The 26,007-nt window shown below is 71.6% G+C and carries 31 protein-coding genes and 1 riboswitch; of the genes, 12 read left to right on the plus strand and 19 right to left on the minus strand.

The window, feature by feature from the left end:
- Nucleotides 1-7 precede the first annotated feature (7 nt).
- From SSMG_RS19855 to SSMG_RS19870, 4 genes are read left to right on the plus strand one after another with little or no spacing between them, the layout of a single operon-like run.
- Nucleotides 8-1,300, plus strand: a complete 1,293-nt coding sequence (locus tag SSMG_RS19855) for a sugar ABC transporter substrate-binding protein (protein WP_037714258.1) — start codon at nt 8-10, stop codon at nt 1,298-1,300.
- Nucleotides 1,297-2,283, plus strand: coding sequence for a carbohydrate ABC transporter permease (locus tag SSMG_RS19860; RefSeq protein WP_009078823.1), 987 nt, complete (start codon nt 1,297-1,299; stop codon nt 2,281-2,283). The genes SSMG_RS19855 and SSMG_RS19860 overlap by 4 nt, the downstream gene beginning before the upstream one ends.
- Nucleotides 2,280-3,110 carry a carbohydrate ABC transporter permease gene (locus tag SSMG_RS19865; RefSeq protein ID WP_009078824.1) on the plus strand — a complete coding sequence of 277 codons (831 nt, stop codon included), beginning with the start codon at nt 2,280-2,282 and terminating at the stop codon, nt 3,108-3,110. Before SSMG_RS19860 ends, SSMG_RS19865 begins: the two co-directional genes overlap by 4 nt.
- Nucleotides 3,107-4,558, plus strand: coding sequence for a glycoside hydrolase family 3 protein (locus SSMG_RS19870; protein WP_009078825.1), 1,452 nt, complete (start codon nt 3,107-3,109; stop codon nt 4,556-4,558). Before SSMG_RS19865 ends, SSMG_RS19870 begins: the two co-directional genes overlap by 4 nt.
- Nucleotides 4,559-4,615: 57 nt before the next feature.
- On the opposite strand, the gene SSMG_RS19875 is transcribed toward SSMG_RS19870, so the two are convergent.
- The gene (locus SSMG_RS19875; RefSeq protein WP_009078826.1) at nt 4,616-5,266 is read right to left on the minus strand and encodes a hypothetical protein; all 651 of its coding nucleotides are present in this window, start codon (nt 5,264-5,266) and stop codon (nt 4,616-4,618) included.
- A gap of 45 nt (nt 5,267-5,311) precedes the next feature.
- Nucleotides 5,312-5,746 carry an ATP-binding protein gene (locus SSMG_RS19880; RefSeq protein ID WP_100266832.1) on the minus strand — a complete coding sequence of 145 codons (435 nt, stop codon included), beginning with the start codon at nt 5,744-5,746 and terminating at the stop codon, nt 5,312-5,314.
- Between the two features lie 300 nt (nt 5,747-6,046).
- Between SSMG_RS19880 and SSMG_RS19885 the strand changes: the two genes are divergently transcribed.
- Entirely contained in the window at nt 6,047-6,538 is a 492-nt protein-coding gene (locus tag SSMG_RS19885) for a hypothetical protein (protein WP_037717560.1), read from the plus strand.
- 114 nt (nt 6,539-6,652) lie between these two features.
- Complete coding sequence (locus SSMG_RS19890) at nt 6,653-6,829, plus strand: CsbD family protein (protein WP_009078829.1); 177 nt, start codon at nt 6,653-6,655, stop codon at nt 6,827-6,829.
- A gap of 497 nt (nt 6,830-7,326) precedes the next feature.
- Here SSMG_RS19890 and SSMG_RS47035 read toward each other — a convergent pair whose 3' ends face one another.
- The 4 genes from SSMG_RS47035 to SSMG_RS19915 all read right to left on the minus strand — a co-directional run bounded on the left by SSMG_RS47035 (nt 7,327) and on the right by SSMG_RS19915 (nt 12,142).
- Nucleotides 7,327-9,492: an ANTAR domain-containing protein gene (locus tag SSMG_RS47035; RefSeq protein ID WP_234392856.1), complete on the minus strand. Its 2,166-nt coding sequence runs from the start codon at nt 9,490-9,492 to the stop codon at nt 7,327-7,329.
- A gap of 257 nt (nt 9,493-9,749) precedes the next feature.
- The gene (locus SSMG_RS19905; RefSeq protein WP_037714260.1) at nt 9,750-10,721 is read right to left on the minus strand and encodes an L-threonylcarbamoyladenylate synthase; all 972 of its coding nucleotides are present in this window, start codon (nt 10,719-10,721) and stop codon (nt 9,750-9,752) included.
- Nucleotides 10,722-10,791: 70 nt separating this feature from the next.
- A complete protein-coding gene (locus SSMG_RS19910) occupies nt 10,792-11,718 on the minus strand; it encodes a sensor histidine kinase (RefSeq protein WP_037714262.1) in 927 nt (308 codons plus the stop codon).
- A gap of 181 nt (nt 11,719-11,899) precedes the next feature.
- Nucleotides 11,900-12,142, minus strand: coding sequence for a hypothetical protein (locus SSMG_RS19915; protein WP_009078833.1), 243 nt, complete (start codon nt 12,140-12,142; stop codon nt 11,900-11,902).
- 128 nt (nt 12,143-12,270) lie between these two features.
- Here SSMG_RS19915 and SSMG_RS19920 point away from each other — a divergent pair, with 128 nt between their 5' ends.
- The 3 genes from SSMG_RS19920 (at nt 12,271) to SSMG_RS19930 (ending at nt 13,918) form a co-directional block, all read left to right on the plus strand.
- Nucleotides 12,271-12,753 (plus strand): hypothetical protein, encoded by a 483-nt coding sequence (locus SSMG_RS19920; RefSeq protein ID WP_037714268.1) that lies wholly within the window; start codon nt 12,271-12,273, stop codon nt 12,751-12,753.
- A gap of 87 nt (nt 12,754-12,840) precedes the next feature.
- On the plus strand, nt 12,841-13,350 hold the full coding sequence (locus SSMG_RS19925) for a DUF4383 domain-containing protein (RefSeq protein ID WP_009078835.1): 510 nt from the start codon (nt 12,841-12,843) through the stop codon (nt 13,348-13,350).
- Between the two features lie 127 nt (nt 13,351-13,477).
- Nucleotides 13,478-13,918: an SRPBCC family protein gene (locus SSMG_RS19930; RefSeq protein WP_009078836.1), complete on the plus strand. Its 441-nt coding sequence runs from the start codon at nt 13,478-13,480 to the stop codon at nt 13,916-13,918.
- A 26-nt stretch (nt 13,919-13,944) separates the two neighbouring features.
- Here the strand turns inward: SSMG_RS19930 and SSMG_RS19935 are convergent, their stop codons facing one another.
- Genes SSMG_RS19935 through SSMG_RS19950 form a run of 4 tightly spaced genes read right to left on the minus strand, consistent with a single transcriptional unit; the run spans nt 13,945 to nt 17,001 of the window.
- Complete coding sequence (locus SSMG_RS19935; protein ID WP_009078837.1) at nt 13,945-14,430, minus strand: GNAT family N-acetyltransferase; 486 nt, start codon at nt 14,428-14,430, stop codon at nt 13,945-13,947.
- A 40-nt stretch (nt 14,431-14,470) separates the two neighbouring features.
- A complete protein-coding gene (locus SSMG_RS19940; RefSeq protein WP_037714270.1) occupies nt 14,471-15,457 on the minus strand; it encodes a zinc-binding dehydrogenase in 987 nt (328 codons plus the stop codon).
- 20 nt (nt 15,458-15,477) lie between these two features.
- The gene (locus tag SSMG_RS19945; protein WP_009078839.1) at nt 15,478-16,275 is read right to left on the minus strand and encodes a helix-turn-helix domain-containing protein; all 798 of its coding nucleotides are present in this window, start codon (nt 16,273-16,275) and stop codon (nt 15,478-15,480) included.
- Between the two features lie 36 nt (nt 16,276-16,311).
- Nucleotides 16,312-17,001, minus strand: coding sequence for a nitroreductase family protein (locus SSMG_RS19950; RefSeq protein WP_009078840.1), 690 nt, complete (start codon nt 16,999-17,001; stop codon nt 16,312-16,314).
- 70 nt (nt 17,002-17,071) lie between these two features.
- On the opposite strand from SSMG_RS19950, the gene SSMG_RS19955 reads away from it, so the two are divergent.
- Complete coding sequence (locus SSMG_RS19955) at nt 17,072-17,929, plus strand: LysR family transcriptional regulator (RefSeq protein WP_009078841.1); 858 nt, start codon at nt 17,072-17,074, stop codon at nt 17,927-17,929.
- Nucleotides 17,930-17,963: 34 nt separating this feature from the next.
- Here the strand turns inward: SSMG_RS19955 and SSMG_RS19960 are convergent, their stop codons facing one another.
- The 3 genes from SSMG_RS19960 to SSMG_RS19970 form a co-directional block, all read right to left on the minus strand.
- Nucleotides 17,964-18,782, minus strand: coding sequence for an NmrA family NAD(P)-binding protein (locus SSMG_RS19960; protein WP_009078843.1), 819 nt, complete (start codon nt 18,780-18,782; stop codon nt 17,964-17,966).
- Nucleotides 18,779-19,351: a TetR/AcrR family transcriptional regulator gene (locus tag SSMG_RS19965; protein ID WP_009078846.1), complete on the minus strand. Its 573-nt coding sequence runs from the start codon at nt 19,349-19,351 to the stop codon at nt 18,779-18,781. Before SSMG_RS19965 ends, SSMG_RS19960 begins: the two co-directional genes overlap by 4 nt.
- Before the next feature lie 62 nt (nt 19,352-19,413).
- Nucleotides 19,414-20,013, minus strand: coding sequence for a nucleotidyltransferase family protein (locus SSMG_RS19970; RefSeq protein ID WP_009078848.1), 600 nt, complete (start codon nt 20,011-20,013; stop codon nt 19,414-19,416).
- Between the two features lie 110 nt (nt 20,014-20,123).
- Between SSMG_RS19970 and SSMG_RS19975 the strand changes: the two genes are divergently transcribed.
- Complete coding sequence (locus tag SSMG_RS19975; RefSeq protein ID WP_009078851.1) at nt 20,124-20,498, plus strand: nuclear transport factor 2 family protein; 375 nt, start codon at nt 20,124-20,126, stop codon at nt 20,496-20,498.
- Between the two features lie 231 nt (nt 20,499-20,729).
- Nucleotides 20,730-20,829: riboswitch (glycine riboswitch) on the minus strand.
- Between the two features lie 33 nt (nt 20,830-20,862).
- On the opposite strand, the gene SSMG_RS19980 is transcribed toward SSMG_RS19975, so the two are convergent.
- Complete coding sequence (locus SSMG_RS19980) at nt 20,863-21,381, minus strand: MerR family transcriptional regulator (RefSeq protein WP_220506671.1); 519 nt, start codon at nt 21,379-21,381, stop codon at nt 20,863-20,865.
- Between the two features lie 322 nt (nt 21,382-21,703).
- Between SSMG_RS19980 and SSMG_RS19985 the strand changes: the two genes are divergently transcribed.
- Nucleotides 21,704-22,333 (plus strand): TetR/AcrR family transcriptional regulator, encoded by a 630-nt coding sequence (locus SSMG_RS19985; protein ID WP_037714272.1) that lies wholly within the window; start codon nt 21,704-21,706, stop codon nt 22,331-22,333.
- 15 nt (nt 22,334-22,348) lie between these two features.
- Here the strand turns inward: SSMG_RS19985 and SSMG_RS19990 are convergent, their stop codons facing one another.
- The 5 genes from SSMG_RS19990 to SSMG_RS20010 form a co-directional block, all read right to left on the minus strand.
- Nucleotides 22,349-22,822 carry a bifunctional nuclease family protein gene (locus SSMG_RS19990; RefSeq protein WP_009078856.1) on the minus strand — a complete coding sequence of 158 codons (474 nt, stop codon included), beginning with the start codon at nt 22,820-22,822 and terminating at the stop codon, nt 22,349-22,351.
- Nucleotides 22,823-23,034: 212 nt separating this feature from the next.
- Nucleotides 23,035-23,805, minus strand: coding sequence for a MerR family transcriptional regulator (locus SSMG_RS19995; RefSeq protein ID WP_009078858.1), 771 nt, complete (start codon nt 23,803-23,805; stop codon nt 23,035-23,037).
- Nucleotides 23,802-24,272: a glycogen accumulation regulator GarA gene (gene garA, locus SSMG_RS20000; RefSeq protein ID WP_009078859.1), complete on the minus strand. Its 471-nt coding sequence runs from the start codon at nt 24,270-24,272 to the stop codon at nt 23,802-23,804. The genes SSMG_RS19995 and garA overlap by 4 nt, the downstream gene beginning before the upstream one ends.
- 125 nt (nt 24,273-24,397) lie before the next feature.
- Nucleotides 24,398-24,781, minus strand: a complete 384-nt coding sequence (gene gcvH / locus SSMG_RS20005) for a glycine cleavage system protein GcvH (RefSeq protein WP_009078861.1) — start codon at nt 24,779-24,781, stop codon at nt 24,398-24,400.
- A gap of 55 nt (nt 24,782-24,836) precedes the next feature.
- Nucleotides 24,837-25,433 (minus strand): CDP-alcohol phosphatidyltransferase family protein, encoded by a 597-nt coding sequence (locus tag SSMG_RS20010; RefSeq protein ID WP_009078863.1) that lies wholly within the window; start codon nt 25,431-25,433, stop codon nt 24,837-24,839.
- Between the last annotated feature and the right edge of the window lie 574 nt (nt 25,434-26,007).

Raw genomic sequence — 26,007 nt, forward strand, 5'->3', positions numbered from 1 at the left:
GAGACACGTGAAGCGCTGGCTCAAGCTGGCGGCGGGAGCCGCCGCCATCACGCTCGCCACGGCCGGGTGCGCCGGCTCCGGCGGGAGTGAGAACGCCTCGAGCGCTGGGGGCGCGCAGGACGGCAAGCTGACGGTCTGGCTGATGACCGGCTCCGCGCCGGACGGCCTGACCGCCGCCCTGAACAAGGAATTCGAGGCCGCCCACCCCGGCGTCAAGGTCGACTACCAGATCCAGCAGTGGAACGGCATCCAGCAGAAGCTGACCACCGCGCTGGCGAGCGACACCCCGCCGGACGTCATCGAGGTCGGCAACACCCAGACGCCCGCGTTCGCCTCCCAGGGCGTGCTGGCCGACCTCTCCGGCGACGTCAACAACCTCAACGGCGGGCAGTGGCTCGCCGGGCTCAAGGCGTCCGGCCAGTACGACGGCAAAACCGTCGGCGTGCCGTTCTACGCCGCGAACCGCGTCGTGATGTACCGCAAGGACATGTTCGAGCAGGCCGGCATCACCCAGCCGCCCGCCTCGAACGACGAATGGCTCGCGGACATCGCGAAGCTGAAGACGAAGTTCGGCAGCGACCCGCAGTTCCAGCCGCTCTACATGCCGGGCCAGAACTGGTACGCGCTGTCGTCGTTCATCTGGGACAACGGCGGCGACATCGCGAAGGCCGAGGGCAAATCCTTCAAGTCCTCGCTCGACACGCCGGAAGCCAAGGCGGGCCTCGAGTTCTACAAGAAGCTCGTGGACGCCTCCGGCACCACCGCGCCCAAGGACAACGACGAGGCCACGCCGCAGCAGGCGGGCATCTACGGCGCGGGCAAGGTCGCCATGTTCATCGGCACCCCGAACGAGGTGGCGACCGCCGCGAAGACCGACCCGGGCATCACCGCCAAGACCGGCGCGTTCCCGATCCCGTCGAAGACTCCCGCCCAGACCGCCCCGGTGTTCCTCGGCGGCTCGAACCTGGTCGTCCCGCTCAACAGCAAGCACCAGGACCTCGCCAAGGACTACCTGAAGCTGCTGACCAGCACCAAGTACATGACGCAGCTCGCCGCCGCCGGTTACGTGCCGGGCACCTCCACCGACGTCAGCGCCCTCGACAAGGACCCGCTGGGCTCGGTGATGGCGAAGGCGTCGAAGAACGGCCACGCGATGCCGGCCAGCCCGAAGTGGGGCGAGGTCGAATCCGGCCAGAACCCGCTGAAGGACATGCTGACCGCTTACCTGACCGGGAAGAAGACCCTCGACCAGGCCGCGGCCGACGCGAACACGGCCCTCGACAAGATCATCGGCGGATGACCGCGACGAAGGACAAGCCGATGCCGGCGGGGGCGACCCCGCCGGCATCGGCGCACGTCGGGGCGGCGCGGAAGCGAGGAAGCGGCTGGTTCAGCGAACGGCTCATGCCGTACCTGCTGATCCTGCCCGCGCTCGCCGCCGTGCTGGTGCTGCTCGGCTGGCCCACCGTCCAGATGCTCGGCATCAGCCTCCGCCAGCTCGACCTGCGCGAGCTGGTGACCGGCAAGATGGTGTGGATCGGCTTCAAGAACTACACCGACGTGCTGTCCGACCCCGAGTTCTGGGCAGTCGCGCTCCGCACGGTCCTCTTCACCGGCGCGCTCGTCGCCGCGACGCTGCTCGTGGCGCTGCTGATCGCGGTGCTGATGCGGCATCTGCACCCGGTGCTGCGGATCTTCGTGCAGGTCTCGCTGGTGCTCGCGTGGGCGGTGCCGGTCATCGCCACCACCACGGTGTTCCAGTGGATCTTCGACCAGCAGTACGGCATCCTCAACAAGACGCTGGACCGGCTGGGCTTCCATTCGTTCATCGGGTACTCGTGGTTCTCCACCGGTGCGAGCACGCTCGTGGTGATCGGGCTGCTGGTGCTGTGGCAGGCCGTGCCGTTCGTCGCGTTCACGCTCTACGCGGGCCTCATCGGCGTGCCGCGCGAGCAGTACGAGGCGGCGGGCATCGACGGGGCCGGGCCGTGGCAGACGTTCCGCGCGGTCAGCTGGCCCGCGATCCGGCCGATCCTGACGATGGTGACGTTCCTGTCGATGCTGTGGGACTTCAACATGTTCGCCCAGGTGTGGGCCATCCGCCAGGGCGGCCCGGACGGCGCGAGCACGACGCTGGCGATCCTGCAGTACCTCAAGGGCATCGCGGGCAGCCACTTCGGCTCCGCCGCGGCCATCGCGACCATCATGCTGGTGCTGCTCCTGCTGGTCACCGGCCGGTACGTGCAGCTGCTGGTCCGGACCAAGGACGGGGAGATCGCATGAGGAAGTCCCTGCCCGCCCGGGTGCTGGTGTCGGTCGCCGGCGTCCTCGTGGCGCTGCTGTTCCTCTTCCCGACGTACTGGATGTTCACGACGTCGCTGAAGACGCCGGGCGACGTGCTGTCGCCCAAGTACGACCTGATCCCGACCTCGGCGACGCTGTCGAACTTCGCGTCGGCGCTGACCAAGCCCGGGTTCGTCACGTACCTGAGCAACAGCCTGATCGTGACGCTCGGCGCGGTGCTGGCCGCGCTCGTGGTGGGCGTGCTCGCGGCGATCCCGCTGGCGCGCTTCCGTTTCCGCGGCCGCAAGGGGTTCCTGCTGCTGATCCTGGTGGCGCAGCTGGCCCCGCTCTCGGCGCTGTTCATCCCGATGTACCTGCTGATGCGCGACATCGGGCTGCTGAACACGCTGCCGTCGCTGCTGCTGGTGTACTTCGCGACGTCGCTGCCGTTCACCGTGTGGATGCTCTACGGGTTCGTCAACGGCATCCCGTATGACCTCGAAGAGGCCGCGATGATCGACGGCTGCAGCCGGGTCGGCGCGTTCCGCCGGGTCACGCTGCCGCTGCTCGGCCCGGGACTGGTGACCACGTCGGTGTTCAGTTTCATCACCGCGTGGAACGAATTCCTGTTCGCCCTGGTGTTCATGCGGGACCAGTCGAAGCAGACCCTGCCGGTGTGGCTGTCGTCGTTCAAGACCGCGTTCTCGATCGACTGGGGCGGCGTCATGGCCGCGTCGGTGATCTACGCGATCCCCGCGGTGATCTTCTTCCTGATCGTGCAACGGAAACTCGTGTCCGGCATGACCGCCGGGGCGGTGAAGGGATGACGGTGGCCGACCCTCGCGAACTGGCCGAAGCCGTTCTGCTGCCCGGATTCGCGGGCACCACGGCACCGGACTGGGTGCGCCGCCGCCTCGCCGAGGGGCTCGGCGGCGTGATCCTGTTCGGCCGCAACGTGGTCGACGACGAGCAGGTCGCCGCGCTCACGTCCGCGCTGCGGTCCGAGCGCGACGGGGTCGTCATCGGGATCGACGAGGAGGGCGGCGACGTCACCCGCCTCGACGTCGGCAAGGGTTCGTTCGTGCCCGGCCCGCTCGCGTTGGGCGCGGCCGGGGACCCGGAGCTGACCGCGTCCGTCGCGGCCGCGCTCGGCGAACGGCTGGCGGCGTGCGGGGTCACGGTCAACCTCGCTCCGTGCGCGGATCTCACGCTCGCGGCGGAGGATCCGGGCATCGGCGTGCGGGCGTTCGGCTCGGACCCGGTCGCGGCCTCGCCGCACGTCGCGGCGTTCGTGACCGGGATGCAGAAGTACGGCGTCGCCGCGTGCGCGAAGCACTTCCCCGGCCACGGCGCGGCGACCGAGGATTCGCACCTCTCGCTGCCGGTGCTGCCGCGAACCGCGGCCGAACTCCGGGAAGTGGAACTGGTCCCGTTCGCCGCCGCGATCGACGCGGGCGTCCGGACGGTCATGTCCGGGCACCTCGTCGTGCGGGAATGGGGCGAGGAGCCGGCGACGTTCAACCGGACCGCGCTCGTCGACGTGCTGCGCGGCGAACTGGGGTTCACCGGAACGGTCATCACCGACGCACTGGAGATGGGCGCGATTTCCGGCGCGTACGGACGGCACGACGGAATCGGCGAGGCCTCGGTCCGGGCTCTCCTGGGCGGCGCGGACGCGCTGTGTCTCGGCGGCGCCGCGTTCGACGCCGAGACGCTGGACCGGACCGCGGAGGCGATCGTCGCGGCGGTGACCGAGGGGCGGCTTTCGGTGGAGCGGCTGGCCGATGCCGCTGCCCGGACCGCTTCGCTGGGCACCTCCCCCGCGCCGGCGGCGGTGCGGCCGGTGGACTGCTCGCTCGGCCTGTCCGCCGCGCGGGCCGCCTTGCGGATCACCGGCACGCCTCGGCTCGCCGGCGCGTCGCTGGTGGTGGACGTGCAGACCGAACCGGGCATCGCCGCCGGCCCGATGCCCTGGGGGCTGGGGGCGCATCTGGCGGAACTGGTTCCGGGCACCCGCACGCTCGCGGTTTCCCCGGACGAGGTCTCGCGGGTCCGGGCCGAGGCCTCGGCGGCGGACAGCGTCGTGGTGGTGACCCGGGAGGCGCACCGGCATCCGGCGGTGCGCGAGTTCCTGGCCGGTCTGTCCACTGTGGACTACATCCGGGTCGAGACCGGGGTGCCCGGGCCGGACCCCGGCGCCGGGCCGCGGATCGACACCTTCAGCGGCTCTTACGTGAGCCTGCGGGCCGCGGCGGAGTACCTCGCTCGCTCCTGACGCCGTCCGCACGCGGAGGAACCCCGGGACCCGCGGGGTTCCTCCGCATCCGCCGGCCTAAAAGCGGCCGCTCCACGAGGATCCGACGGCTGTCCGGGACGCGCCGCTCCCGGGCGCCAGATCGAGGACGTCGAGCAGGCTCGGCTCCTCGTCGACGGCGTGGTGCAGATGCCCGATCTTGGCGGTTCGCCGGTCTGCCCCGGAAGTGCCGGAGAGATGCCAGACGCCGTCGCCCCCGTCGTGCCGGACGTGCAGAATCGGTTCCTTGCGCTCGAAAACCTCGGCGGTCTGCACGCAGGCCGTTTCCCGCAGCCAGTGCAGCATCCACCACGCCCGCCGGTCGCGCTGCAGCGCCAGATCGGCGACCGCCCAGACGAACGGCAGGTCCGGGTGGGCGCGCGCCTGCTCCGCGGACAGGTCCGGCCCGCCTTCCGGCACGCGTTCGAACGGCTCGTCGATCAGGGAGAACGCGTGCCCGTCTTCGTTGACGAAGACGACCGCGTGAAACGTCCCGCCGCCGGGGTTGCCCGCGCCGATCCCGACCGACAGACGGGCGACGTGCGGCTCCGCGCCGGTCGTCCAGCCGAACGCGTACGAGGCCAATTCTCCCCGCGGCCCCGCGAACTCCCCGAACGCCCGCCGGTCCATTCCCGTGACCGCGCGGGTCGGCGCCTCGCGAAGCGCCCCCTCCACCACTTGGATCTCCACTGCCGCAACCTAGCGGATCATGCTCCGGGCCGGGCGCGGATCCGGTCAGACGGCCAGCTCGGCCCAGACGGTCTTGCCGCCTTCCCGGGGCGTCTGCCCCCAGCGGACGGCGATCGCGTTGATCAGGGCCAGCCCGCGTCCCCCGCCCGCGTAGCCTTCGCGGTAGCGGGCGAGGTCCGGCAGCGAATCGGACACCTCGATCAGCAGCCGGTCCCCGCGCAGCGTCAGGGCCAGCGCGGACGGCGGGCGCGCGTGCCGCATCGCGTTGCAGACCATCTCGTCGAGCACCAGGCGCACGTCGGCCACCGTGTCCGCGTCGACCTGCGGGCGATGGCCGCACAGGAACGCCGCGGCCTGGTCCCGGATCCGGCGCAGCATCGCGGAATCCTGTGCCAGCGCCAAGTCCAGCCTCGGGCTCGTTTCCTCCGGCGGCCCGGCGCGCTCGGGCGAGCGGCTGCGCCGGAATTCGTCCACACTCACGCTTGACCTCCTCCTCGGCCGGTGCCGCGCCTGTGCGGAGGAGATACCCGCATCTGCCGCGGTCCACTCCACCCTCGGCACCGGACGCTCCCCTCGCCGCCAGGAAAGCCGATTCGCCGGTACCGGCGGCGAATTTCGCCACAATTTCCTGGCAGATCCCCGGCAACCGGGTACCCGCGGACCGCGGAGGCCAAACCGGAATCCCGGGAAATGAGCGCACAGCCGGTCGCCGCACGGTTCCCGGACCGTATTTTTCGGCTTTGGCCTGCGGGGCTTCTCGCGCTGTGCCACCTTTTCCCCATGACTGAGATGCCTCGTTACCCGTCCCCTTCCGCCGAACCTCCCGCCGAAGCCCCGCCGCGCCCCGGGGTGATCACGGGGGCCTTCTGGGCGTTCGTCGCCGCGACGCTCGTCGGCCTGGTCGGAGCCGTGGTCTTGTTCTTCGCACGCGACGCGCTCGCCGACGCGATGCGAAGAGCCAACGGGCAGAACGCCGCACGCCTCACCGACGCCCAGATCGACCAGGCCGTCACGATCGGCATCGTCGTCGGAGCGGTGATCGCGATCGCGATCGCGTTGCTGCGCCTGCTGTTCGCGTTCAAGCTCCGCGCGGGCCGCAACTGGGCGAGGATCGTGCTCACGGTGCTCACCGCGCTCCAGGTGCTCTCCCTGCTGGCCGGACAGAGCACGGTCGTCGGCTACGTCAGCACCGCGCTGGCCGTGGTCGGCGTCGTGCTGTCCTTTCTCCCGGACGCCAACCAGTACTTCGCCGCCGCGAAAACGCCTCGCTGACCGCGCGGGCGCCGTTTGCGCGCCGCCTCGGGCGGGTAGTCCGGATTCATCGCGAAGATCGCTTTTCCTGCCGCGGGACGAAGATCTCCCCGGAGACGAGAAGAAGGTAACGAGATGAGCGACACCGCCGGACACAAGGCCGAGGAACTCAAGGGCAAGGCCAAGGAAGCGCTCGGCAACGCCACCGGGAACGAGCAGTGGCAGGCCGAGGGCAAAGCCGAGCAGGCGAAAGGCGCCCTCAAGCAAGCGGGAGAAAAGGTCAAGGACGCCGTCGACGGCGTGAAAGACTGACCTGAGGCCAGAGCGGCGGCCGGGACTGCGGTTCCGGCCGCCGCTGCCTGCTGCCCGGCCGCCGCTGCCTGCTGCCCGGCCGCCGCTGCCTGCTGCCCGGCCGCCGCTGCCTGCTGCCCGGCCGCTGACCCCGTGCGAAAGCCCGCGGACCGTGCGCACGACGACGGCGGTTTCGATGCCCTGCCAGAACATCCGCCTCGCCGGGCCGGGAGCGAAGCTCAGCACCCGTTGCGCCTGTTCGCGCTCGTCGATTGCCATGACCGCACTTTAAGGAGCGGCCCCGACAAGAAAGCGCCCGCGAACGGGAGGAGAAGAAGCCTTCGCCCGATCGTGGCGCTCCGTCCGAGTTCCGGACACCACCGGTCGGCGCACCGCACCGATCGCGGCGGCAGACACCCCCCGGAACGCCGGCGAAACCTGCGGCAAGCGGCGGCCGGTTCCGGGGCGATCGCGACCGAAACCAGCCGGATACGGCTCGGCCGCCACCGGATCCGCGATCAGTCCTGGTCGAGTTCGCCGTGCCGGTCGGTGAGAGTGCGGGCCACCTCCACCAGTTTCACGTTCAGGTCCTGGGACGTCCGGCGCAGCAGGTCGAACGCCTCGTCCGCGCTCAGGCCCTCCCGGTTCATCAGGATCCCCTTCGCCTGGCCGATGACGTCCCGGCTGTCGACGGCCCGCCGGAACTCCGCGCGGCGCAGCTCGGCCGCCTTCCGCAGGTGCGTGTTCGCCAGCGCGAGCGACGCGTGCGTCGCCAGCAGCAGCGCGACGCGGCGGTCGGTCTCGGCCAGGCTGTCCGGGCGGCGGGAGTAAATCGTCAGCGAACCCGCCGCGCGGTCCAGGCCGGGAGCCGCCGGGAGCTGGGTGGAAAACGCCGCCCGGCAACCGAGTTCGCGTGCGGCGGCGGTGAACCGCGGCCACCGCGCCTCGGCCGTCAGATCCGCGCTGGCGACGCAGCTCGGGCCGTCCGCGCGGGCTGCCTCGACGCAGGGGCCGTCCCCGCTCCGGTACTGGATCCGGTCCAGTTCGGCGGCGGTCTTCGCGGTCCGCGCGGCGGTGGAGAAGCGGCCGTCGGAGCCCAGCACCGTCACGCTGACCCAGTCCGCACCGGCGATCGCCGCCGCCGTCGCTTCGACGACCTGGCGCAGCACGTCCGCGACCGAGGTGGCGGACAGCAGCATCCTGCTCAGCGCCTCGAACCGGCCCGCGGCGTCCGTCTTGGCCCGGTCGCCGGGCAGCACCAGTCCGCTTTTCGCCGAGGCGCGGCCGCACTCCCGTTCCGCCGCACCGGGTTCGCTTCGCAGCGCGATGGCGGTGCGAACGAAGTTCCGGCTGCCAGGGAAACGAACGTGCTCGGCGGTGTCCCGCTGCAGCGTCGCCGACGGCGACTCGCCGTAGGCAGCGCGGTAGTGGGCGGCGAAGACGCTCGGCGCGTAGCCCCAGCGCGCGGCGATCCGGGCGACGGTGTCCTCCTCCGGCTGGGCGGCGCGCAGTTCCGCTCGGGCGCGGTCCAGCCGGGCCCGGCGCAGGTACGCCATCGGCGTGGTGCCGAGGTGCCTGCGGAAGGCCAGCTGCACCGCGCGGGCCGAAACGCGGGCCGCCGCGGCGATCTCCCCGATCTCGACGGAACGGTCGAGATTGGCCTCGATGAACGAGATCGCGCGGCGAAGCGTCCGCGAATGGGCGTCGAGCCCGTCCCCGGGCCGTTCGGCGGACGCCGTGTGCGGGAACGCGTTCAGCACGGCCACGGCGAAGTAGCGCGCCGCCGTCGCCACGGCCAGCGGATTCTCCCCGACCCCGGGCACGCCGAGGACGTCGTCGCGCAGATGCGCGGCCGCGGCCCGCAGGTGCTGGGCGGCGCTGGCGTCGACCGGCCGGCGGTCGAGCAGCCGCACCGGCCGGTCGACACCCGCCGCCTCGCTCAGCAGGATCGGGTCGAACAGGGTGACGCTGTACTTGGCGCGCGCGATCCGGCCGGTGCAGGGCCGGTCCGCGGCCGAGAAGGTCACCAGGTCCCCGGGGCCGAACGTCTCCGTTTCCCGCCGGCCGTCCGCGCGATGATCCTCGATCCTGCCCGCTTCGACGTCGCACAGGCAGATCGCGCCCAGCGGCTCGACGGCGTAGCTCATCTCGAAGGACAGCTCGAGCCGGTCGGTCATCAGCCCGTCCACCGCGTGCCTGCGGATGTGCGTGCTCGCGCGGCCGGTGTCGCTGCCGATCCGCGTCGGCGCGTACGCGCTGCTCAGGAACGCCTCGATGCGGCCGAGATCGTCGCTGTCGAAGGCGAGCGACCGCACCGCGCCGCTCGCCGCCAACGGCTGCCGGACGTCCCCGGACCGGGCCAGCGCCTCCGCCAGCGACGCGGACCGCCGGACGGCTGCGCCGGGGTCGGCGCTGTCCAGCATCGCCGTCGTGGCCTCGTCCGGCGCCGCCAGCAGCACGCAGTCGCGGTCACGGGCGAACGAGACCAGTGCCCGGGCCAGCAGGGCGGTCAACGGCCGCATGCCCCGCAGGTCGACCACCACCCGCGTGCCCGGCGAGACCGCACGGCCCGCCGCGTGCAGGGCGTCGGCGATTTCGGCCGCGTGAGTCGTCGCGAGCCGGTCCGGCAAGGTCAGCACCACGGCATCCCCGAGCTGCCGAGGGGTGATCTTCAGGTCCGTCACGGCAGCCGCACGACCCCGCTTCGCGCGAAGACGCCCTGGTCGGGCTGGGCTGGACGGGATGCTCGGCACTCGGCGGTCGCCACACGCACTCCTAGGAGCGGGCCGGACCGGGCGCAGGGTGCGCCGCGGCCAGGGGATGGTGGACGCTGCCTGCTTAACGCACCGGGCGAAAAGCCTACCCGGCACGATCTTGGGCCGGATCAGGGCACGCCGGAACCGGCCGTGCGGGAGCTGCCGAACTGTCTACTGTGGACCGTTCAGGAACGAGGCCCCGCGGCGCGGCGCAGCCGGTTCGCGATCGCCAGGCCCAAGCCGGTCTCCTCCGGAAGCGACGCGACGATCAGGTCGCACCCCTGCCGGTCCAGCTCGCGCAGGAAGCCGTAAAGGCCGCGCGCGTACTCGGCCGTCGATTCCGGAACCGCCACCACCGCGTGCGCCTCCGGGGCTCCGCCGTTCTGGGAAGGCGGCAGGAAAACCCCCACCCGGTGCCCGAGTTTCCGCGCGTGCGCCGCTTCCGCGACCACCTGGTCCGGCTCGACGAGAACGACCTTCGCCCGCGGCGCGTAATGCGACGGATGCTGGCCGGGAACCCGGATCGGGCTCGTGGACGGCACGTCGAGAGGGCCGCCGAGCACCGCTTCCAGGTCTTCCCGGGGCACGCCGCCGGGCCGCAACACGCTGAGGGTGTCGCTGGTCGCGTCAACAATGGTGGACTCGACGCCGACCTGGCAGGGGCCGCCGTCCAGCACGAAGTCGACGGCGTCGCCCAGCTCCGCGCGGACGTGCTCGGCGGTGGTCGGGCTGACCGAGCCGAACCGGTTCGCCGACGGGGCCGCCGCGCCGCCGCCGAACGCCGACAGCAGCGCCAGCGCGACCGGATGGTCCGGCACGCGCACCCCGACCGTCTCGAGGCCGCCAGTCGCCGCCGACGACACCCGGGGGCCGCGCCGCAGCACCAGGGTCAGCGGCCCCGGCCAGAACCGCTCGGCCAGCAGCCGTGCCGGTTCGGGCAGCTTCTCGACCCAGCCGTCGAGGAACCCGGCCCCGGCGAGGTGCACGATCAGCGGATGCGTGGACGGGCGGCCCTTCGCCTGGTAGATGCGGGAAACCGCGGCCGGATCGGAGGCGTCGGCGCCCAGGCCGTAGACCGTCTCGGTCGGGAAGGCCACGAGGCCCCCGGCGCGCAGCACCCCGGCCGCCTTCTCGATGTCGCCAGCTGCCGCGGTCACTTTCGCACTCTCCTGCCCGACGAATAGGTTCTCCTCGCCCGCCAGCCTAAAACGCGCCCGCCGGACGCCTTCACCCGGCGGCGAACCTCGCCTCCACCGTCGACCCGGACGGATCCGAATGCATCCGCACCAGGTCCGCGAGATGGTTCACCAGCAGCAGCCCCCGCCCGCGCACCTGGTCCGGGGAAGCCGGGACGCGACCGGCCATCGGATCCGCCAGCCACCCCTCGTCCCGGACCTGGCAGACCAGCTCGCCGTCCGCGAAACCCAGCCGCACCACCGCGGCGCCGCTGCCGTGCTCGACGCTGTTGACCGCCAGTTCGGACACCGCCATCACCGCGTCCTCGACCCGGTCCTCGGGGAGGCCGTGCCGCCGCGCGGTCTCGGCGGTGATCAGGCGGAGGTCGACGAGGTCGGGTTCCGCGACGACGAAGGACCGGGCTCCGGGCGGGGGCGGAAGTTCGCGGTTGTAGTCGGCGACCACGGCGTCGGGCGCGTAGTCGCTGCTCGATCGCCACTCCCCCGTGCCGTCGATCAGCCAGGGATGCGTCCGGAGTGCGTCGGCCAGTTCGGTGGCGCCCAGCGCTTCGGCGTCGTACGGGCAGAGGATGGTCGCCCAGCGGCCCTCGAACGCCAGGTTGATCAACGCTTCGTGCTGCGCGCACGCCGGATACTCCGCGGCCGACCGGCCCGCCCAGATCGGCTCCCCGACGATCCGCACGTGCCGGTCCGGATGCCCGTCGGCGAACGCGCGCAGCACGCCCGGGATGATCCGGCCCGGATTGCGGCCCGCCTCGGTCATGTCGACCAGCAGCACGCGCCCGGCGTCGGCCCCCAGTTCGGCCCTGACCAGGCTCACGTGCTCCGGCGGCGCGGCGACCGCGACCGGTTCGTCCGCCTCCAGCCCGTCGCGGACGAAGGAGACCACGCCGGAGGTGAACTCGGCGGCGCTCCGATAGAAGAGCGCTGGGTGCATGAACGCCTGATCCGCGTACATCACAGACACCCCGCCGGAAACAACGGCTTCTCCGCGGGCATCACGATCTCTACCTCACCTCTGCCGTCCGCCGGACGGCTCGGTTGACCTTGCCGGCCAAGGCTAACCCAGCGGCCGGGCGGGCAGTCCGGCCGTATGGTGCGACAGGCCCGCCGACCTGCCCAAACGTCCTGCGCGGAACCTACCGGCGACCACATCGCCGCCGACGCGAGGCCGAGCCCGGTTTTCCCCGCCCGCGCCCGGAATCGAGCCGTTCGCGCACCTGGCCGAGCCGCCGGACCCGGTCGCGTCCGAAGACCGGCGTCCGCTCCGGCCCGCGCCGCTCGCGAGTGACCAAGATCTCCTCCGGATCGGGGCGCTCGACCTCGCGCACGGTCGGCACGTCCCCGCCGAACTTGGCCGTCACCGCAGCTTGAACAGGCATTCCGCCCTGGTACCCGGCACCGGCCCGGCGAAACGTCGTCTTTCCGGCGGAGTCCGCGGCGGTCCATTGTGGACCGATGGCTGCCCGGCCCCCGGTTGCCCGCGGCCGGGCCGGGTATCCCCACCCGCATGGAGACGTTGCTCGGGATCTACCTCAACGACCAGCTGGCCATGGGACTGGCCTGGCGCGAGCTGGCCCGCCGGGCCGCCCGCAACAACCGGGGCACCGAATTCGAGACGCCGCTGCGGGAGGTGGCGTCGGCGATCGCGGAAGACGTGGCCGCTTTCCGCGGAGTCATGCGGGCGGTGCCGGTCCGCGCGAATCCGGTCAAGGCCGGGCTCGCCGTCGCGGCCGAGCGGCTGGGACGGTTCAAACCGAACGGCAGGATCGCGTCGTACTCGCCGCTGAGCCGGTTCTGGGAACTCGAGGCGCTGGCCATGGGCATCGAGGGCAAGAAGATCCTCTGGACCACGCTGCGGGACGCGGCGAACCTCGGCGAACGGCTGGCCGACGTGGACTTCGACGCCCTGCTCCTGCGCGCGGACCGGCAACGTTCCCTGCTGGAACCGGCGCGGCTGCGGGCCGGCGAGGAGGCGTTCGCCCGGCACTGACCCGGCGGCAGCCGCGAGCGAAGGCCGTTTGCCCCGTTCGCCGCCGGGTAGCCGGGCCACCCGTCTCCCCGAAGAAAGGGCAAACCCATGAACCAGCACGAGGCCGCCGCTTCCCGGCGGCGGCCGGTCCAGACCGCGGCCCTGCTCGCCGCGGCGGCCTTTCTCGTCGTCGGGGTGCTCGGCTTCCTGCCGGGCGTGACCGCCCATTACGGCGAACTCCGGTTCGCCGGCCCGCATTCCGGCGCCGCGCTGTTCGGCGTTTTCGGCGTTTCCGTGCTGCACAACCTGGTCCATCTGCTCTTCGCCGTCGCGGGATTCGCCTGCGCCCGCACGCATACCGCCGCCCGCATGTTCCTGATGCTCGGCGGCCTCGTCTACCTCCTGCTGTGGATCTACGGCGCGGCGATCGACAAGCACAGCGCGGCGAACTTCGTCCCCCTCGACCACGCCGACGACTGGCTGCATCTCGGTCTCGGGATCGGCCTGATCGTCCTCGGCGTCGCGGGCACCGCCGTCGAACGCGCCCGCGGCCAGTACCCGCGGCGCAGCCCGGCCGGGAAGCTCCCGGAGGATTCCCCGGCCGACCGCGACGGGTGACCCGCACCGTCCTCGTTCCGAAGCCCCGCAAGGAAATCTCGTAACCGCCGGAGCCGGTTTGCCCGGCCGCGGAGCCGGGTAGCCCGAGGGTTCGGCAAGACTCGCTGAACTCCGAGGAAAGGTGCCCATGGCTGCTGCAGCGCATTACGTCGAGGTCAACGCTCCCGCGCAGGCGTGCTACGACTGGTGGCGTCCGCTGACCCGGCTGCCGGAACTGTTCTCCGACGTCCAGTCGGTCGAAGCCCTGGACGGCGACGGGACGCGCACCCGGTGGAAGGTCAGCGGACCGGCGGGGTCCACAGTGGAATGGGAGGCCCGGATCGTCGAGGACGCGCCGCCCCGCACGATCGCCTGGACCACGGTGGACGACGCCGATCCGGACGTGCGCAACTCCGGCGTCGTCCGGTTCGAGGACAAGGGCGGCAGCCGCACCGGCGTGGAGATCTCGCTCGAATACCGGCCCCCGGCGGGCAAACTGGGCGAGGCGGTCGCGTCGCTGCTGGCCGACCCGCAGAAGAAGGTCGAGCGGGCCGCCGAGCAGTTCCGGACCGTCATCGAAGCTCGCTGAGGCTCTCCGAAGGACCGGGCCGCGGGTCAGGCGGCCAGGCTGCGCGTGAACGCGACCCGGTCCAGGCCCGGCCCGTCGTAGTCCGGAAGCACGTCGGAGACCTCGAACCCGAGGCGGGCGTGGTACGCGCGCGAAGCGGTGTTCTGCGGGCTGGTGATGCACTTGACCTTCCGCACGCCCGATTCCCGCACCCGCGCGAAGAACCATTCGTACAACGAGCGGCCGATTCCCTGCCCGTGCAGCTCCGGATCGACGCCGACGAAGTGGATGTAGGCGGTCTCCGGGTCGGTCTGCGAGACGAACCCGATCAGGAACGCCGCCAGCGTCCCGTCCGGCCGCTCCGCCAGGCGGCTCGTGGTGGTGAAGTGCTGGAAGTACAGGCGCGGCACCAGCAACGCCCGCTCCCTCGCCCCGGCTTCGCCCTTCAGCCCGCCCCACCACGGTCCCAGCGCGGCGAGCACGCGCGCGTGGTCGTTTTCGGTCGGCTGGCGGAAAGTCAGGTCGGCAGTCATGCCCCGACCCTCTCGTTTTCGCGCCCGGCGAGCAACCTGGTTATCGCCGCGGGTCGACGTGGATCTTCGGCGGCCCCGGCGGCCGCTCGCCGCCGAGCACCGCGGCGACCTCGCCCAGCCCGACGGTCGCCGCCACCAGCGGCCGCGGATCCACCTCGCCGGAGGCGTACGCGTCGATCGCCTGCGCCAAGCCCGGCGACCCGCTCAGCACGCCGATCGCGGTGACGTCCTTCAGCGCCAGCAACCGCGTGTCCAGCAGGCTCGGCTGTCCCGCGAGCCCGATGCACACGATCCGCCCCGCCGGTTCGACGACCTCGGCCGCGAGCGCGGGAGCGGAGCGATCGCCGGTCGCGTCGACCACCGCGTCGAACGGCGGATCCGGAACGCTCGTCCCGGCGGAAAAACCCAAGCCGCGCGCGAATTCCACGGACCACGGCGTCGCGCCCACCAGATGCACCTCGCTGCCCGCGGCGCGGAGGAACAGCGCGGTGAGCAACCCGATCGTCCCCGGGCCGAGAACCAGCACCCGCTCGCCCGCGGCCGCGCGCGCCGCCCGGCACGCGTTGCCGCCCGGTTCGACCAGCGCTCCCGCGACGGGATCCAGCGCGTCCGGCAGCTCGTGCAGCGAGCGCACCGGCACCGCGAGGCGTTCGGCGAGCGCTCCGGCCCGGCCGCCGCGGATGCCGACCTCCTGCCGGTCCGCGCAGACGTGCTGGTGCCCGCCCCGGCACCGGCGGCAGTCCCCGCACCCGAGCATCGTGTCCCCGGTGACGCGGCGGCCGACCCACGCCGGATGCACGCCCGGGCCGGCTTCCGCCACCCGGCCGCACCATTCGTGGCCGAGCCGCATCGGGTACCGGGCGTGCCCGTCGGCGAGGTACTGCATCTCGCCGGTGAAGAACTCGACGTCGGTGCCGCACACCCCGGCCCGCTCCACCTCGACCACGACCTCGCCGACCCCGGCTTCCGGCTCCGGCACCTCGGCCGGCCCGGCCTCCCCCGGCCCGGTCACCACGAACGCCCGCATGGCCCCGATCGTAGCCGCGCTCAGCCCGTCCCGCGCTCGCGCAGGAACGCCGCCGTCGCCGGATCGGCCGGATAGAACGACTCGATCACCAGCTCGGCGACCGTCACGTCCAGCGGGGTCCCGAACGTCGCGACCGTGCTGAAGAACGTCAGCTCCCGGTCCTCGTGCCGGTAGCGCAGCGGCACGAAGATGTCGCCCGGACCGGGGATCTCCACCTCCGGAACCTCGTCGTCGCACGGATATCCGCGCAATTCCTCCAGCAGCTCCGCGAGCCCGGCGTCCGCCGTCTGTTCGACCTGACGGCGCAACCGGCCCAGCAGATGCGCCCGCCACTCCCCCAGGTTCACCACCCGCGGCGCCATCCCGTCCGGGTGCAGCGTCGCGCGCAGCACGTTCACCGGACCGGTCAGCAGCGACGGCGCGACGCCCTCGGTGAGCACGCCGAGGCTGAGGTTGGCGTCGACGAGGTTCCAGCCGCGGTCGACCACCGCCGCCGGGTACGGGTCGTGCCCGGCGAGCAGCCGCCGGACGGCCTCGCGGACCACGGCCATTTCCGGCGCGCCGAGGTCGGACTCGCCGTAGGCCGGCGCGTAGCCCGCGGCGAGCAGCAGGCGGTTGCGTTCGCGCAGCGGGATGTCGAGGTGCTCGCCGAGCCGCAGCACCATGTCCCGGCTCGGCTTGGACCGGCCGGTTTCCACGAAACTCAGGTGGCGCGTCGAGATGTCCGCCGAGATCGCGAGGTCGAGCTGGCTGATGCGGCGGCGGTCGCGCCATTCCCGGAGCAGCTCGCCCACCGGGGCCTTCACCGTAGTCGTCACTCCTGCGACGCTACGGCTTCGCCGGGCGCGGGACCATTACCCCCGAGGTAACGGCGCGTGCACCACCAGCGCCTCGGCGAGCGGTTTGCGTTCGAGGTCGGGTACCTCGCAGTCCGGCGCGGGATAACCGACCGGGAACAGGATGTACGGCCGTTCGGTCGCCGGGCGCGCGAAGACCTCGTTGAGGAAGCCCATCGGGTTCGGCGTGTGGGTGAGCGTCGCCAGCCCCATCGTGTGCAGCGCGGTGATGAACATGCCGCACGCGATGCCGACGCTTTCGTTGACGTAGTAGTTCTTCCGCAGCGAACCGTCCGGCAGCGGCGTGCTCTTCTGCGCGAACGCGACCACCAGCCACGGCGCGACTTCCAGGAACTCCTTGTGCTCGTCGGTTTCGAGCCGGGCGAGCGCCGCGTGCCAGTCCGGCGCGTTGCGCTCCCGGTAGAACTTCCGCTCCTCGACCTCGGCGGCCTCGCGCACCGCGCGCTTGACGTCCGGGTCCGCAGTCGCGACGAACGTCCACGGCTGGTGGTGCGCCCCGCTCGGCGCGGTGTTCGCGATCCGCACCGCGGTTTCGATCGCCTCGAGCGGCACCGGGTCCGGGGAGAACCAGCGGACCGACCGGCGCCGGTCGAGCAGCCGGTACAGCTCCTGCCCGCGCGCGAGGCTTTCCTCCGGGGACAGCCGCGGCGGCGCGTAGGGGACGAACGGGTGCTGGTGCCGGGTCATGCCCCGACCCTGCCGTGCCGAGGGACATCGGTCCAGTTCACATTTCTGGTGAAGGACATAAGCTGGACTGATGTCTCCCTCGTTGCGCCAGCTCGAGTACCTGGTCGCCGTCGCGGACACCGGCGGCCTCACCTCGGCCGCGGAAAGCTGCCACGTGTCGCAGTCGGCGGTTTCGCTCGCGATCGCTTCGCTGGAACGGACTTTGGGCGTGCAGCTCATCCTCCGCGGCCCCGGCCGTACGACCGCGCTGACCGACGCCGGCCGCCAGGTCGTCGGCGAAGCCCGCGCGGTGCTCACCTCGGTCGCCGAGCTCGGCACCGCCGCCCGCGACTACGGCCAAGACCTCGCCGGTCGCTTGACTTTCGGCTGCTACACCCCGCTCGCGCCGCTGCACGTGCCCGCCGCACTGGCGACTTTCCGCACGCAGCACCCGGAAGTCGACGTCTCCTTTGTCGAAGGCACGCTGCCGGACCTGCAGCACCTCCTGCTGGAGGGCCGCTGCGACCTCGCCGTCCTGTACCGGCAGGACCTCGTGCCCGGGATCGCGGTGGACAAGCTGTACGACCAGCCGCCGAGCGTGCTCCTTCCACCGGACCATCCGCTGGCCCGCCGCAAGACGGTTTCCTTGCGCGCCTTGGCCGACGAGCCGTTCGTCCTGCTGGACGTCCCGCCTTCGGAGCGCTATTTCCGGGACGTTTTCGCCGCGGTCGGACTGCCGATGCCGGTCGCGCACCGCACGACGAGCTTCGAACTCGCGCGTGCCCTGGTCGCCCGGGGGCTGGGTTACACGCTCTCGGTGCAGCGGCCGCCATTGGAACTTTCCGTTGAGGGCACGCCGTTCGCCGTCCGTCCGCTGCGCGAGCGGGTCCCGACGACGCCGGTCGTGCTGGCCCGCGCGGAGGGCGCGCGGCTGACCCGGCGGGCGTAAACGTTCCGCGCCTTTTGCCGGGAGTTCTTCGGCTCTAGAGCGTGACGCCGCGCGGTTCGCGGCCGAGCAGCTCAGCCAGCACCGGACTCGTCTCCGCGAAGTGCCCTTGCCGGGCTGCCTCGAACATCGACAGCTTCATCCGGCCCACCTCCTCCGGCTCGCCCGCGATCCACTCCTCGTCGTCCACCACGACGCGCCGCACCGCACGCCCGCTGACCCGCGAGGCAAGCTCGGCCACGTCGTCGAACGTCACCGCCTGCCGGGCGGTCAGCGTCACCGGACCGTCGAACTCCCTTTCCCCGGCGAGAACCACCGCCGCCGCTTCCGCGACATCCGCCCGGTCAGTCCAGGAAACCGGGCCGTCCGCCGGAGCCTTGAGCACCCCGTCCTCGCGCCAGTTCCCGAGCAGCCAACCGATGCTGTGCGCGTAAAACCCGTTGCGCAGCGCCGTCCACGCGACCCCGGACTCGGCGAGAATCCGTTCGGTCGCCGCGTGCTCCGGACCCGGCGGAAACGGAGTGTCCATCCGGGAATTCTGATGACTGGTGTACAGAATCCGTTGCGCTCCAGCCGCTGCAGCCGCCTCGATGCCCGCCCGATGCAGGCCGACGCCGTCCGCATGCGGGTCGCTCGAAGAAACCAACAGTACTTTTTCGGCCCCCTCAAACGATTTCCGCAGCGCCGCGGGATCCTCATAGGACCCCTGCCGCACCCGCACACCTCGGTCCGCGAAGTGCTGCGCCTTGGCGGGGTCCCGCACGCTGACGCCGATTTCCTCCGCCGGAACGCGCTTGAGCAAGTGCTCCACAGTCGCCCCGTTGAGCGCACCGGTCGCCCCCGTGATCACGATCATGTCCGTTCTCCCTTCAGCAACGGCAGGAGGATGTCGTCCACGAGATGCCGCAGGAACCGGTCGTCGCACGGCTCCCCGGCGAAGACGATCCGATGCACGATCACTCCCGGCGCGACCTCGGCGAACAACTCGGCCGCGCCAGGCGCCAATGCGTTGCACGGCAAGCGATCCGTCATCGCCGCCTGGTCCCGGCGCAGGATCCGGCGCATCTCGTCGGCGAGCCGGGGATCGCTGCGCATCCCCGCGAAGAGCGCGCCGAGCAGTCCGATCTCCTGCTCGGCGATCTCGCGCGCCAGCCACCGCACGACGGCCAGCAGGTTCTCCCGCAATCCCCCGGACCGGGCCTCGGGCGGAGCCGAGGCCTGCCGCTGCTCGACCGCCGCCGCGACGAGAGCCGCTTTGTCGCGGTACCGCCGGTAAATCGTCGTCTTGGCCACGCCCGCCCGCGCCGCGATCGCCTCGATGGACAGCTGGTCGTAGCCCACCTCGGCCAGCAGCGCCAAGGCCGCCTCGTGAATCGCCGCGTCCCTGCTGGCATCCCGCGGCCTGCCCACGACTGGCTCCGGCATGCTGGCCCACTTCCGATACGCTACCGTTTCGTATCGAAAGTACACCGATCTCGGGCCACCCGTCAACCGGGCCAAGGCAGGACGGTCAGCTCCGGCCATTGTTCCCGCCACCGCCGGGCTTTCGCCTCGTAACTGCTCCGCGGCGCGTGCCCGGGATTGGGCCGCACGACGAGGTTGAACACGTCCGCGAACCCGTGCGGCGCGTAGACCTGCCACTCCCCTGCCTCGTCCAGGCGGACCCCCAGGCAGGACGTCGTGGACGGGAACGAGTCGATCGCCGCCTCGGTGGACGAGTACGGCACGCAAGGCACGCCGAAACGGTCCTCGTACCAGAGGTGCACCCGTGCCTCGTTGCGGATTTCCACTGTCACCGGGAGATCCCCGAATCGCCGGGCGCCCTCGGCGATGACCGCGTCCTCCGCTTCCCAGCTGAGATCCGAGTCGTCGAAGTAGAACAGGTCGTAGTCCTTGATCCCGTCGGCGGGCGGGCGTCCGGTCGCCGCGTTCCACACGGTCTGACACAGGCATCCCGCGGTCAGATACCAGCTGGGAAGAGCCAGGTCCGCCGCCCGTGCCAGCACTTCGGGCACCAGGTCGTTGCGCGTCACCGTCTCGCGGAATTTCTCGAGTTGCCTGTCGATCGCCAGGCGGCCGTAGTCCATGCCCCGGTTTAGCACGGCGAACCGATTACCTCCCGCGTAATCGACCGGCCGCCGTTGCTGCGACAAGCTTGGCTCTACCGAAAACGGGACGACACAAGGAGAACCCCGACATGACCACCACCGCACCCGCCGCGACCGACCTCGCCCGCCGGTACCTCGACGTCTGGAACGAGACCGACCCGCAGCAGCGGCGCCGGCTCGTCTCGGAGGTGTTCGCCCCCGGCGCGACCTACACCGACCCGCTCGGCGCGGTCGCCGGGCAGGACGAGATCGACGGGTTCATCGGCGGCGCGCAGCAGCAGTTCGCCGGACTCGTCTTCAGCCTGCCCGCGGACCCGGACGCGCACCACGACCTCGCGCGATTCCAGTGGCATCTCTCGGCTCCGGGCAACGACGACCCGATCGCGATCGGGTTCGACGTGATCGAGATCGCCGACGGCCGGATCGCCAAGGTGCACGGGTTCCTGGACAAGATTCCGGGCTGACCCGCTGCGGACGCCGGAGGCTGTGGTCTTGACCACAGACCCGAGGTTCAGACCACCCGGGAGGTCTGAACCTCATCCGGCGAAACCGCCACGCCGCAACACAGGCGTGGCCCTCCCCACTCTGTCCGTACCCCACGGGGCGCCTGAGAGTTTCACCCGCGTGGATAGCCGGGTTTGCACCGTCGGCGGCACCGGCTGGTGGTCTCCTGCCGATGCGCTTTCCAGAGGCGTCTCGTCCGCGCGGTCCAGGGTGCCTGAGAGGTTCCGGGGAGGACTTGCTCCTTCGGCGCCGGACCGGGGATGCCGGTCCGGTCTCTCCCGCGCGGGTTCGTCGATCGCGCGCCCAGTCTAGCGCGGACGAAGATCAGCCCGTGCGGCGGGCGTTGCGGCGCTGGGTCAGCTCGTCCGGCACGACGGCCTCGACCAGTCCGCCGTCGGCGCGCTCGGCCGGGAACTCGTGGATCGTGCCGCTGATCTCCTGCATCGCCCCGCTGACCGCGATGCCGAACACGCCCTGGCCGCCCTGGAGCAGATCCACGATCTCCTCCGGCGACGTGCACTCGTACACCGTGGTGCCGTCGGAGAACAGCGTGACCTTCGCCAGGTCGCGCACCCCGCGCACGCGCAGGTGGTCCACCGCGACGCGGATGTTCTGCAGCGAGACCCCGGTGTCCAGCAGGCGTTTCACCACCTTGAGGACCAGGATGTCCTTGAACGAGTAGAGCCGCTGCGACCCCGAGCCGTGCGCCGTCCGGATGCTGGGCGCGACCAGCTTCGTGCGCGCCCAGTAGTCCAGCTGGCGGTAGGTGATCCCGGCGATCTGGCAGGCCGCGGGACCGCGGTAGCCGACCAGCTCGTCGGGCAGCGAGGCGTCGGGGAACAGCTCGCCCTGCTCGCCGTCGGCGACAGGTCCGGCGGGTATCTCCGGACGACCAGCCTCGACCACCGCAAGCCTCCCCTCGCCCGGCCTCGCGGCGGGGCGTTCGACAGGCCGGTCGAGCCCAGGATCGGGATCGGCCGGGGAAAACTGCCACGAGCGCGCCGGGTCGGCGAATCACATCGTGGCGATTTACCGCCTTTGACGGTAAGGCTGCGCCGCGACCCGGTCAACGCGACGCGCGGCGTGCCTCAAGCGCGTGTCGAGGCTTTGGCCCGTTCGCCGTACGGGATTGCCCTTTTTTACTCGGCCGAGTAACTTCTTACTCATGCAGGTAAACATCGACACGCAAGCCGAACTCGGCCTCAGCGTCACCGAGGCCACCACCCGGGCGCAGATCATCGGCGCGACCATCGCCACGATCGCCGACCACGGGTACGCGCGCACCACCTTCGCGCGCATCAAGGAGCGGGCCGGGCTCAGCAGCACGCGGCTGATCTCGTACCACTTCACCAACAAGGCCGGCCTCATGCAGGCGGTGCTGAGCACGGTGTCCGAGACCAAATCGGAATACCTGCGCGAGCGCAGCGCGGGCGTCGACCCGGCGGACCGGCCGGGGAACCTGCGCGCGTACATCGAAACGTCGGTCGCGTTCCTGCGCGACTATCCGCAATGCGAGCGGGTGCTGGTCGAGATGGCCGCGCACGCCGACGACCGCGACGGCTGGGCGATGACCGGCGTGATGGTCGGGCAGCTGCGCACCGGCGCGCTGCAGCGGCAGCTGGAACAAGGCCGCAAGGAAGGGGCGTTCGGGGACATCGCTCCGGAGATCGTGGCGCTGTCCATCGCGCAGGCCATCGACGGGGTCGCGGCCGCCTACGCCGCCGATCCGTCGATCGACCTGGACCGCTACGGCCGGGAACTGGCCGACCTGTTCGCCCGCGCCACCGCGCGGTGACCGGGCGCCCGGAGATCAGGTGTCGGCGCCGCGGAAGTCTTCCGGGGACACGGAGTCGAGGAACTCGCGGAACTTCTCGACCTCGTCCTCCTGCTCGTCCGGGATGATCAGCCCGGCCTCCTCGAGCACCGCGTCGACGGCGTGGATCGGAACGCCGATCCGCAGCGCCAGCGCGACCGAATCGCTCGGGCGGGCCGAGACCCGGATGTCGCCGTCGAAGACCAGCTCGGCGAAGAACGTGCCTTCCTTGAGGTCGGTGATCACGACCTGCTCGAGCTCGCGGCCGAGCGCGCCGATGACCTCTTTGAGCAGGTCGTGGGTCAGCGGCCGGGCGGGGCGGACGCCTTGCTGTTCCAGGGCGATCGCGGTGGCTTCGACCGAGCCGATCCAGATCGGCAGGTACCGCTCGCCCTCGGTCTCCCGCAGCAACAAGATCGGCTGATTCGCGGGCAGTTCGACCCGCACGCCGACGACGCGCATCTCGCTCATCGGGCTTCGCCTCCCTCTCGTGCACACGGGCCGCAGCGCTCGCGACGGCTGACGACCGTTGTCTCCGACGCTACCCGTCATCCGGGCGCTGTGCTCGCTCGCAGCGGACATTCTCGGTTCGTGGTCTCGCGAACCGTCTCTCACGGTACGGCATCCCGGCGCTGAGATTCAGTCATTGACACGTGACGAAATCCGCGTCCCGGGCATCCGGGTCAATCGCCGGCGACGCCGCGGATCCCGGCCTTGACGAGCAGGGTGTGCAGCGTGACCGACAACGCGGCCAGTTCGCGCACTACCTCGTCGGCGCGCGCCTTCGCGTCCGCGTCACGATGCCGGTACGCCGGGGTCACGATCTGCTCCAGCAGGCCGACCTCGCGGTCGGCCGCGGCGCGGAACGCGCGCAGGTGCCGCGGTTCGAGCCCGAATTCGGTCATCGCTTTGACGGTGCGCGCGATGAGCACCGACTCCGGGCCGAAAAAACCCGCCGCGCCGGGGCGCAGCAGGCCGTACTGGCAGAGCTCGGCGAGCATCGCGTCGTCGATGCCCGCCTGCTCCAGCAGGTCTTCCTGGGTGAGCCGGGTGTCCGGCCCGGTCTCGAAGTCCGCCGCCGCGGGCAGTCCCGCCGGATCGCTCCCGTCGCCGAGCGGCACGAGCCGCCGCGGCAGCTGGGGCGCCGACGGGACCGGCGCGGGCGGTTGCGCGCCCGCGTCGGCCGCGTCGAGCTGCTCCTTGATGACCTTGAGCGGGAGATAGTGGTCGCGCTGCGCGGACAATACGTACCGCAGGCGTTCCACGTCCGCCGACGAGAACTGCCGGTACCCCGAGGGCGTGCGGCCCGGGCGGACCAGGCCTTCCGCCTCGAGGAAACGGATCTTGGAGATCGTGACGTCGGGGAAGTCCCCGCGCAGCTGCGCGAGCACCGCCCCGATGCTCAACCCGTCCCGCCGGGCCTCCTGACGACCGGGCTGCCCGGCCGCCGTCACTGCGCCCCCTGGCCCCCGTGCCCCGGGCCGGTCAGGAAGACCAGGCGGAACTTGCCGATCTGCACCTCGTCGCCGCCGGCGAGGACGGCCTGGTCGACCGGCTCGCGGTTGACGTAGGTGCCGTTCAGGCTGCCGACGTCGATCACGACGAACTCCCCGCCCTCGCGCCGGAATTCCGCGTGGCGGCGGGAAACCGTGACGTCGTCGAGGAAGATGTCGCTGTCGGGGTGCCGTCCCGCGCTGGTGGTGTCGCGGTCGAGCAGGAAGCGGGAGCCCGCGTTGGGCCCGCGCTTCACGACCAGGAGGGCGGAACCCGGCGGGAGGGCGTCGACGCCCTGCACCGGTGCCTCGGCGGCCGGCGCGGACTCCTGCTGGCCTTCCATGTCGGCCAGGAAATCGGCCCGGAAGACAGAGGTCCGCTCCGGAGACTGCTCCGGGGGAACGCCGGGCCCGTCGTTCGTGCTCACCTGAGCTCTCCTCTACGCATGAAGTGTTGTCATCGACCAAGAACGTGCAGCTGTCAACGTACCGTGCCCGACCGGCCCGGAACCCTCGGGCTCCCCTTGCGGCTCCGGGCGCCGGGCCGGGCGGCTCAGCCCTTGATGAGCGCCTGGTACGCCTCGGCCTCGAGCAGCGCCTCGAGCCCGGCCGGGTCGTCGAGCCGGATCTCCACGAGCCAGCCCTCGCCGTAGGGGTCGGAGTTGATGAGCTCCGGCGAATCGGAGACCGCGGAGTTGACCGCGACGATCTCGCCGTCGACCGGCGCGAACAGCTCCGAGACGCTCTTCGTGGACTCGACCTCGCCGAACGGGTCGCCCGCCCCGACCTGCTTGCCGACCTCGGGCAGGTCGACGAACACGACGTCGCCGAGCTGGTCCTGCGCGTATTCGGTGATGCCCACCCGCACGAGCGAACCCTCGCGGGTCGCGACCCACTCGTGCTCCTCGGTGTAGCGCAGTTCTTCCGGAGTGGTCAACGCCGCTCCCCTTCCTGGTGCTGGCTGTGCTCGCGATGGTGCCGACAATCTTCCATCACCGGGTGCGCAGCGCGCGAGCCGCCTGCACGACGTAGAGCGCGCCGGACCAGACATACAGGACGCCGCCCCACACCATGAACGCGTAGGCGATCGGCCGCGCGACCGCGGCGACGTCCGAGCCGCCCTGCGTGAGCAGCAGGAACGGGAAGGCGTACATGAGGACGAAGGTCGCGCCCTTGCCGATGTAGGTCACCTCGGGCGGCGCGAACCCGCCGCGGCGCAGCAGGAGCACGCACACGCCGAGCACCAGCTCGCGCAGCACCAGCGGGACGACGACCCACCACGGGATGATGTCGCGGATCAGGAACGCGACGAGCGTGGCGAGGATGTAGAGCCGGTCCGCGGCGGGGTCGAGCAGCTGCCCGAGCCGCGACATCTGGTCGAGCCAGCGGGCGAGCTTGCCGTCGAGCCAGTCGGTGAGCGCGGAGAAGATCAGCAGGGCGAGCGCCCAGCCGTCCTCTTTCGGGCCGAGCAGCAGCCAGAGGAACACCGGGACGCCCGCCAGCCGCAGCAGCGACAGCAGGTTGGGGATGGTGAGCGCCTGCCGCCACAGGGAGGGCTCGGCCGGGGGCTCGTCGGGGACCGTGGTCACGCGGCCAGCCTAGAGCGGACGGGATCGCGAGGTTTGTCCTGGCGGGGTGAAAGGCGGGGCCGCGGTTGTGCTGGGCGGGGTTCGGGCGCGGGAGGGCGCGGGCCGGGGTTCGCGTGCCGGGGATCCGGCGGGTGCGCCGCCTCGATGCGGCGTTCGGCGCGTCCCGCGCACCGAACGCCGCCTCGGGGTTTTCTCGGCAATGCGGCGAATTCGCAGCGGAGCACCGGTGCGCTTCGCTCCCGCGGAAGTCCGTGAAGGGCTCCTTCAGGGAATCTGATTCCCTCAAGGAGCCCTTCACGGACCTCGGCATCGCGCGTGGTTTGTCGGCGAGGCGAGATCCCGCGCACGGAAGGTGGCCGACGCCGTCGGGGCGCCCGTGGTGCGACGAGGAAGTGTTCGGCGAACCGGCGCGGCCGGACCCGTCCGGCTCGGCACTGGACCGATTCCGCCGGAGCCGCGAGCGAGTCGGCGCGGCGACGCGATCCGGTGCCGCGGGCCGATCGGCGCGGCAGGTGAATCGGTGCAGGGCCAGGGAAACGCGGATCCGCCGGACGGCGGCCGGAACCCCTCCCCG

The organism is Streptomyces sp. AA4 (genome assembly GCF_000158875.1).
In the GTDB taxonomy this organism is placed as follows: domain Bacteria; phylum Actinomycetota; class Actinomycetes; order Mycobacteriales; family Pseudonocardiaceae; genus Amycolatopsis.

Coding starts and splice junctions, on each gene's coding strand:
- SSMG_RS19940 (WP_037714270.1), bottom strand. CDS start 15,457: ATGCGGGCGTTCGTGGTGACCGGGCCGGGGGAGGCCGGGCCGGCCGAG.
- SSMG_RS19970 (WP_009078848.1), bottom strand. CDS start 20,013: ATGGACTACGGCCGCCTGGCGATCGACAGGCAACTCGAGAAATTCCGC.
- SSMG_RS19935 (WP_009078837.1), bottom strand. CDS start 14,430: ATGACTGCCGACCTGACTTTCCGCCAGCCGACCGAAAACGACCACGCG.
- SSMG_RS19860 (WP_009078823.1), top strand. CDS start 1,297: ATGACCGCGACGAAGGACAAGCCGATGCCGGCGGGGGCGACCCCGCCG.
- SSMG_RS19920 (WP_037714268.1), top strand. CDS start 12,271: ATGGAGACGTTGCTCGGGATCTACCTCAACGACCAGCTGGCCATGGGA.
- SSMG_RS19885 (WP_037717560.1), top strand. CDS start 6,047: ATGACTGAGATGCCTCGTTACCCGTCCCCTTCCGCCGAACCTCCCGCC.
- SSMG_RS19865 (WP_009078824.1), top strand. CDS start 2,280: ATGAGGAAGTCCCTGCCCGCCCGGGTGCTGGTGTCGGTCGCCGGCGTC.
- SSMG_RS19890 (WP_009078829.1), top strand. CDS start 6,653: ATGAGCGACACCGCCGGACACAAGGCCGAGGAACTCAAGGGCAAGGCC.
- SSMG_RS19990 (WP_009078856.1), bottom strand. CDS start 22,822: ATGAGCGAGATGCGCGTCGTCGGCGTGCGGGTCGAACTGCCCGCGAAT.
- SSMG_RS19975 (WP_009078851.1), top strand. CDS start 20,124: ATGACCACCACCGCACCCGCCGCGACCGACCTCGCCCGCCGGTACCTC.
- SSMG_RS19925 (WP_009078835.1), top strand. CDS start 12,841: ATGAACCAGCACGAGGCCGCCGCTTCCCGGCGGCGGCCGGTCCAGACC.
- SSMG_RS19870 (WP_009078825.1), top strand. CDS start 3,107: ATGACGGTGGCCGACCCTCGCGAACTGGCCGAAGCCGTTCTGCTGCCC.
- SSMG_RS19930 (WP_009078836.1), top strand. CDS start 13,478: ATGGCTGCTGCAGCGCATTACGTCGAGGTCAACGCTCCCGCGCAGGCG.
- SSMG_RS19960 (WP_009078843.1), bottom strand. CDS start 18,782: ATGATCGTGATCACGGGGGCGACCGGTGCGCTCAACGGGGCGACTGTG.
- SSMG_RS19915 (WP_009078833.1), bottom strand. CDS start 12,142: ATGCCTGTTCAAGCTGCGGTGACGGCCAAGTTCGGCGGGGACGTGCCG.
- SSMG_RS19910 (WP_037714262.1), bottom strand. CDS start 11,718: ATGTACGCGGATCAGGCGTTCATGCACCCAGCGCTCTTCTATCGGAGC.
- SSMG_RS19950 (WP_009078840.1), bottom strand. CDS start 17,001: ATGACCCGGCACCAGCACCCGTTCGTCCCCTACGCGCCGCCGCGGCTG.
- SSMG_RS19955 (WP_009078841.1), top strand. CDS start 17,072: ATGTCTCCCTCGTTGCGCCAGCTCGAGTACCTGGTCGCCGTCGCGGAC.
- SSMG_RS19985 (WP_037714272.1), top strand. CDS start 21,704: ATGCAGGTAAACATCGACACGCAAGCCGAACTCGGCCTCAGCGTCACC.
- SSMG_RS19965 (WP_009078846.1), bottom strand. CDS start 19,351: ATGCCGGAGCCAGTCGTGGGCAGGCCGCGGGATGCCAGCAGGGACGCG.